Source organism: Oscillatoria sp. FACHB-1406 (assembly GCF_014698145.1).
In the GTDB taxonomy this organism is placed as follows: Bacteria; Cyanobacteriota; Cyanobacteriia; order Cyanobacteriales; family Spirulinaceae; genus FACHB-1406.
Window position 1 is genome coordinate 91,269 of sequence record NZ_JACJSM010000022.1, and the last position, 6,933, is coordinate 98,201.

The window sequence follows — 6,933 nt, forward strand, 5'->3', positions numbered from 1 at the left end:
AAGGTTGCAGCAGTTCTTCTGTTTCTATTAAGACCGAGCGACCCCAAAAAAACCAGAACCTTTATAAAAACTTCGCAAAGTTGCGAGATTTGTAATAGTTAGCAATAATCCCTACCTGTGACTAATTGTTACAGGAATTTGAATAATAAATTCCGTTCCCCATTCAGGAAAAGAGTGACATTCAAGCTGCCCTTGATGTTGCTCGACGACAATTTGATAGCTGGATGCCAGTCCTAAACCCGTTCCTTGCCCAACCGGTTTAGTCGTAAAAAACGGATCGAAAATATGAGATAAAATTTCTGCGGGAATGCCGGGACCGTTATCGTGGATGCGGACGATCGCAACATCTGTACGCGCGTGTAGGAAACTGCTTCGGGGGATAGGAGCAATTTCGGTAGCAATGGTAATTGTCGGCTGGTCTGCAACTTTTTCTAAAGCATCGATCGCGTTAACCAAGATATTCATAAATACTTGGTTTAGCAAGCTAGCATAGCATTCTACTGCCGGAAGGTTGCCATAGTTTCTGATAATTGTTATCTTTTTTTTAAGCCGTTTGAGGTGGCTTCCGAGCAGCAATAAAATATTATCTAGACTATCGTGAAGGTCGATAGATTTGCTTTTAGCTTCATCGAGACGAACGAAGTTCCGCATCGAGCCAACGATATCGACAATACGTTCGGTGCCGCTCCTCATAGACTGGATAATTTTAGGTAAGTCTTCAGCCACAAAATCGCAGTCCATTTCTTGGACTTGGGTTTTAATCTCAGGGGGAGGATCGGGATAATGTTGGCGGTACAGTTGCAAGAGTTCGAGTAAATCTCGAGCGTATTCGGAGATGAAGGCGAGGTTACAGTCGATGAAAGAGATGGGATTGTTGATTTCGTGAGCGACTCCAGCTACTAAGCGCCCCAAGCTAGACATTTTTTCGGTTTGGATGAGTTGGGCTTGGGTGTGTTGCAGTTCGCGCAGGGCTGTTTTGAGTTCGGCTTCAGATTCGCGCAGGGCTTGTTCGGTACGAGAGCGCTCTTTGAGTTCGCTTTCGAGTTGCTCGAAAAGGGCGGCTTGGCGAATTGCGATCGCGAGTTGCACGTTCAAGCGTTGCAGCAGCGTAATTTCCGCCTTAGTCCATTGATGCGGTTCGTCGCAGTGATGGACGATCAGCAGCCCCCAAAGTTTGGCTTTTTGAAAAATGGGAACGGTTAAGCTCGCCCGAACCTGAAATCGTTTGAGGCGCTCGATCGCTTCGTTGCTTAAGTCGGAGTTGTAAAGGTCGCTGACAGCCCGCAGGCTGCCTTTTTGATAGAGGGGAACGTAGTTGGCATGAAGGTTATTTTTGCGAGCGCCGCTTTCGAGGATGGATCTCCAACCTTTACCGACGGATTCAACAATAATTTTTCCCTGCCAATCTTGAGTTTTTACACTGTGTGTGGTATGCAAAAATCGATAAACGACGACGCGATCGGCACAGAGTGCCTGACGGACTTCTCGCACGGCGGTGTTGAGGACGCGATCGAGGTCGATGGACTGGCGGATGCGGTTGGCAATTTGACCGGTGAGTCGTTCGCGTTTGATGTGCGCTCGCAGTTTTTCTTCGGCGCGTTTGCGATCGCGAATATCTCGCGCAAAAATACAGTAATAGTCTTGACCGTTGCAGTGCAAAATTGTGTTGCTAATTTCGACGGCAATGCTCGTGCCTCGCGGTGATTTTAACTCGATTTCGCGCGGGGAGGTTTTAAGCTGCTCCGATTGCCAATCTCCGGCGGGAAACAGATCTGAGGCTTTGAGGGCTAGCAGTTCTTCGCTGGAACAATCGAGCAAGCGACAAGCGGCTTCATTAATATAAGCCAGTCCTCCTTCAGCGCGGATGTAGAACGCAGCATCGGCAGCGCGATCGATGGAAAATTGGATCAGGTGTTGGGCTTGTTCGACTTGCTTGCGTTCGGTAATGTCGGTTTGAACGGCGATATAGTAAATCAGTTCTCCCCGTTGGTCGCATACGGGCGAGAGGGCGAGTTCGTTCCAGAAAGGCTGACCGTCTTTGCGATAGTTTTTTAGAACCAGTTGTACCGAACCGCCGGTTTGCAATGCGGCTCGAATTTGGGAAACCGCTTCGGGATCGGTATCGGGTCCCTGTAAAAATCGGCAACTCTTGCCCAAGACCTCTTCTTGGCGATAGCCGGTAATGCGTTCAAAAGCAGGATTGCAGTAGATGATGGGAAAATTGGACTGACGCGCGTCCGCGATCGCGATTCCGCAGGGCAATGCAGCTAAGGCGCGCTCGTGCAGCCCGAGGGTGGCGAAGTCGAGGGAGTGTTGCTTGAGGTCGGACACAACGGCCAAAGTTGAGGAGAGGATCGATCTCGATTTTTGCATCTCAATCGCTGAAAGTAGACACAGCAGCCTAAAACGAGAGTTAATGCCGATTCAGAACGCAAGAGGGTTGATGCACCGTTTCCAGGCTCGGTCGAGTTTTCAACCTGAATTCTTAATAATTCTCAGTTTAGTACGTTGCTGGGAGTTTGGCTCGTACCCCAGCCAAGAAAGATGCTTGCTGATGGCTCGAAGGGTAGAGATTGCGACAGCGTGGTTCGGTTTTACGACTCTAGGAATAGGTCGAAATCGGGCTATTATCGAGAAGATTACAGGGGTTAAAAATACCTTGTCAAATTTCTGAATTATTTCTTTGGGTCGATATTCATGATGTTTGAGTCAGACGGGTTACTGCTTGCACTCTCGCAAATTATCGAGCAAGAAGAGTCGAGCAGCGGACAGAGCTATGCCTCTTCAGTAGCAGCGAGCGAGATGTTAGGAACGAGCGCGGCTCAACGCAAAGCGGAAGCTCAGTGGCGTTGCGCGATCGTCGCCTTAGAGCGCCTCCTGATGCCGATCGCTGAAGCCACTCGAGCGGACTCCTGTCAGGGGTTAATTCTCTCGGCTCCCTCGCCCATTTCCAGCCAACCCGCGATCGCCGAACGCTTTCAGTGTGGCACTTTTACCCGCGAAGCTTTCAGTACGCTTCTAAGGCAGCAGTTTCAACTCCCAGCGGCAGAACCTCAAACTTTTTCCTCTCCATCTCCAGCCCAGCGAGCGATGGAATATCCGCTGTTCCCCGTCGATCCTTTAGCGAGCGAACAATTTTGCTTGGTCTTAACGGCTAAATTTTCCCTGGTTATGGTGTTGGGGGAGAATAGTAATAATCAACCAACTTTTCAGTTTTCATTCAATCCCGAAACCGTCGATCGCGCTTGGGCAACTTTGCGATCGCGCCTGTGTCTCACCGTTCCCTACCACCTTCCCGCCCTCGAGGCGATCGTACAGAAATTCGCGCCCCGTCACCCCGATTATCGCCTCGTTGCCGATTTCGCGCGCCACTTGCTCGAACAATGCCCCGATACGACTCCTTCGGGGACTAAAAAAACCGTCATTCTCGCAGCTTCCCCGGAAGATGAGAGTCAGACGATTATTCTCGAGAGCGATTCCTTGCCCGAACTGCAACTCTTGCAAGCCCTCACCCACGAAGTTCGCACTCCCCTCACGACGATTCGGATGCTGGCGCGACTCTTACTCAAACAGCGCTCCAATCTAGCTCCTGAAGCGGTGGAACGCCTTGAAACCATCGATCGCGAATGTAGCGAACAAATCGATCGCATGGAACTCATTTTCCGCGCGGCTGAGTTGGAAACTACGCCTTGCGATCGTCAAAACCTGCAACTCGTCCCGATCTCTCTCGATCGAGTCATTCAGCAAAATATTCCCCACTGGCAAAAACAAGCGAAGCGGCGCAGTATCGATCTCGAAATTATTCTGCCCGAAAAATTGCCGACCATTGTTAGCAACCCCGCCATGCTCGATCAAGTGTTGCGCGGCGTTATGGAAAGCTTTACTCGCAATCTACCTCCCGGCAGTCGAATGCAGGTACAGGTGATGACTGCCGGACATCAACTTAAACTGCAACTTCTCTCTCGCGATGCGTCTTTGAGTAATTCTCTTAAGTCCCTCGGTCAACTCCTCGTTTTTCAGCCCGAAACGGGTAGCCTGACTTTAAATTGGGACGTTACTAAAAATCTCTTTAATGCCCTCGGCGGTAAATTGCTGCTGCGACAACGCCCCCAACAAGGAGAAGAACTTACCGTTTTCTTGCCTTTGGGTAACGCACAATCGGAGTTTTCTGCTGGGATGTTTGGTAAGAAGGGGAAGGCGAAAAAGGAGTCCCGCTCGGAAATCCAAAGCCGCTTTTAAGAACGCGAAGAGGGACAAGCGGCTCGAAAAGCAACTTGTCCCTTAATTTAGCGCTGTTATAGCGAGTTAATTGAAAGCGAAACTCGGATTAGAGAACGCCAACATTCGCTAAGCCCAGAATTGCACCAGTACCGAGAATGTGACCGAAGCAAGCACCAGCAACCAAGTTCGGCAGGGCAATTCCACCGACTGAGGGAGCGCCAGCCGTGCCAGCGTTGTCGCGCTTGGAAGCGGAGTAGTTCGCGATCGCAATTCCTAAAGCGACGCAGACAATCATTACAACGCTAACCAGCGGATTCCAAGACGGCGTATAGGGAACGTTACCCGCAGTCGCTAATAAAGTTGAGAAAGTCAATTTCAAAACTCCTTATATCCTACATTTTTTCGCCATTATATAACCCCGTGACGAGTCTCTAGGTTAATATTAATTGCCGATTCTGTCGTATTTGGATTTTTGGCCGCACAAACTTTGAGGGTATTAACTGCCGCACTGGAGTTAGCTTTGACCCTACTTTAATAATTGCCTAACTGAATTTGTTAGATTCAGTTCGATTTAAAATACCCCCAAGGGAATTCGAATCCCTGTCGCCTCCGTGAAAGGGAGGTGTCCTAGGCCTCTAGACGATGGGGGCTTGTTTTTCACACCTTAATCAGACTAACGAATTATTTTAAGTTTGTCAACACTTTTAAGAAAAATTTTAGGGGCAGCCCGTTCCGCTGGGCGAATCCCCCGAAAAGCGCCACTGGGATAAACGCGCTTTGGCTTTATCATCAAGGCAATCGAATAAAAAACGCCCTTTTTGAGTTTTCGGGCGCGACTGGCTTTTGCGGCGGGTGCTACTGGCGGCGAGGGTAACAGCGCTGGCGAGATGCTGGGAGGACATCCATTCCGCACCGTAACCGATCGCGGTTAGCTGTTGGGCGCGATCGGAGGTTGCGACAATCAGCCGTAAGGAGCGAACTGCTAGCTCCCGGGCTGCTTTAGCACAAGTCCGCTCGATATAAGTATCGGCGGTTTGGGCAAACTCGGTATAGTAAGCGGAAACATGAGGGCTGTGCGCTTCGCGATAAGCGGCTGTTTTTTGGTAGTGAGCGTCGAAGACGACTTCGGTTTTGTAGCCTTCAAAGGCGCTGTAATTGACGAGGGCTTCGAGCAGGCGGTAACGAGCCATTTCCAGTCCAGAGCGATCGCGTTCTTGTTTTAACTCAGGCCAACTGCCGATAATGTTGTAGCCGTCTACGAGCAAGAAAGTATTGGATTCAGAAAGAGACATTTTAGTTGTTAGGCCTGCATTAGTGAAGGGTGAAGGTGTATTAATTGAAGTCTCAGAAAAGCCGTGCTAGCTTTCGCGGATCGAGCGTTCCTTAAGGCGTTGCGGTTCTCCGGAATCAACGACGCGCCCGCCCTCGAGCAATAGCGCCCCATCGCAATAGTTGAGTTCGTCGAGGCGATGCGTCACCCAGAGGGCTGTTAAACCGCGACTTTCAACTAAGCTTTGGACTTGGACGACGAGATCCAGTTGGGAATCGGGATCCAGGAGGGCGGTCGGTTCGTCGAGAATTAAGACTTGACATTGGCGCGCGATCGCGCCTGCAATCGCAATGCGCTGCTTTTGACCGCCGCTGAGGGCATAAATCGGTCTTCGTTGGTATTCGAGCAGGTTTACGGCGGCTAGCGCTTCCCGGACGCGATCGCGGACTTGCGCGATCGACAAGCGTTCTTCGACTAGCCCGAAGGCCACATCTGCCCCCACCGTCGGCATTACCAATTGGCGATCGGGATTTTGAAATACAAAGCCCACGGGGGCTAAGACCTCGACTTGCCCGCCTTGGGGCTGGAGCAACCCCGCCAGCAACTTCAGTAGCGTCGATTTGCCGCTTCCGTTTGCCCCGAGTAACATCCAGAATTCCCCTTTGGGAACGCTTAAGGTACAAGCGTCGAGAATCGGTTGCCCTTCGTGCCAGCTAAAGCTCAGATCTCTTACCCAGATAGCCGATTGGTCGCTCGTCATTGGTTCTACTCCACGCCCACAAAGAATCCGGTCGGTCGTCCCGAAGCGGCTGCTCCCGATCGCTGAGAGATAATCACAGCGCTGATTTGATCGCTAAAAAGCGAGACTTTTTTCTCGGGTTCTTTTTCGCAAGTCAGTTCGATGGCTTGGGGCGTTCCGCCCATCGCCGCTACCACTTTTTGGTAGAGTGCTTCGGCATCTTCTCGATCTTTGCGCTGCACGGACACGGCGATCGGGCTGTATTTGAGCGTTACGTCAATGGAATACATTCGCTGCTTCGTAATTTAGGGATAAACAATAGTACCTCGGAGCTTCGCAGCTTGTTGGCTGCGATCGCAACCCTCCCGAGATGATTTGACTCTTAAGAATTTCTTAAGGTCTGCTAGGTTGCACCAAAAACTGTATCATTTATTATAATGGCGTAAAGAAAAGTAAACTTTCCTCACAAAAGGCTCCGTCTTCTGATAAATCCGAGAATGGCGGTCTCCTAATTTAACGTTGAGTAAAGTTTTGCCCTTATCCTGTATAAACCTTAATTTTTTGGAGAACAGCGCACTATGACAATTGCAGTCGGACGCGCGCCAGAGCGAGGATGGTTTGATGTCCTCGACGACTGGTTAAAGCGCGATCGCTTCGTCTTCGTTGGCTGGTCGGGAATTTTACTGTTCCCCTGCGCCTACCT

Annotated in this window: 6 protein-coding genes, 1 tRNA gene and 1 pseudogene; 2 read left to right on the top strand and 6 right to left on the bottom strand. The window is 50.4% G+C overall.

The window, feature by feature from the left end:
* Positions 1–111: 111 nt before the first annotated feature.
* Positions 112–2,373, bottom strand: a complete 2,262-nt coding sequence (locus H6G50_RS18850; RefSeq protein WP_190719695.1) for a PAS domain S-box protein — start codon at positions 2,371–2,373, stop codon at positions 112–114.
* A gap of 324 nt (positions 2,374–2,697) precedes the next feature.
* On the opposite strand from H6G50_RS18850, the gene H6G50_RS18855 reads away from it, so the two are divergent.
* A complete protein-coding gene (locus H6G50_RS18855; protein ID WP_242032898.1) occupies positions 2,698–4,239 on the top strand; it encodes a HAMP domain-containing sensor histidine kinase in 1,542 nt (513 codons plus the stop codon).
* An 88-nt stretch (positions 4,240–4,327) separates the two neighbouring features.
* On the opposite strand, the gene psaK is transcribed toward H6G50_RS18855, so the two are convergent.
* The 5 genes from psaK to H6G50_RS18880 all read right to left on the bottom strand — a co-directional run bounded on the left by psaK (position 4,328) and on the right by H6G50_RS18880 (position 6,520).
* Positions 4,328–4,594, bottom strand: a complete 267-nt coding sequence (gene psaK, locus H6G50_RS18860; RefSeq protein WP_190719697.1) for a photosystem I reaction center subunit PsaK — start codon at positions 4,592–4,594, stop codon at positions 4,328–4,330.
* 204 nt (positions 4,595–4,798) lie between these two features.
* Positions 4,799–4,871 (bottom strand) — tRNA-Glu (locus H6G50_RS18865).
* Between the two features lie 66 nt (positions 4,872–4,937).
* On the bottom strand, positions 4,938–5,513 hold the full coding sequence (locus H6G50_RS18870; RefSeq protein WP_190719699.1) for an NYN domain-containing protein: 576 nt from the start codon (positions 5,511–5,513) through the stop codon (positions 4,938–4,940).
* A gap of 66 nt (positions 5,514–5,579) precedes the next feature.
* Positions 5,580–6,251 carry an energy-coupling factor ABC transporter ATP-binding protein gene (locus H6G50_RS18875; protein WP_190719701.1) on the bottom strand — a complete coding sequence of 224 codons (672 nt, stop codon included), beginning with the start codon at positions 6,249–6,251 and terminating at the stop codon, positions 5,580–5,582.
* 5 nt (positions 6,252–6,256) lie between these two features.
* A complete protein-coding gene (locus tag H6G50_RS18880) occupies positions 6,257–6,520 on the bottom strand; it encodes a hypothetical protein (protein WP_190719703.1) in 264 nt (87 codons plus the stop codon).
* Positions 6,521–6,808: 288 nt separating this feature from the next.
* Between H6G50_RS18880 and H6G50_RS18885 the strand changes: the two are divergent.
* Positions 6,809–6,933: pseudogene (locus tag H6G50_RS18885) on the top strand (photosystem II D2 protein (photosystem q(a) protein)); the annotation flags it as partial.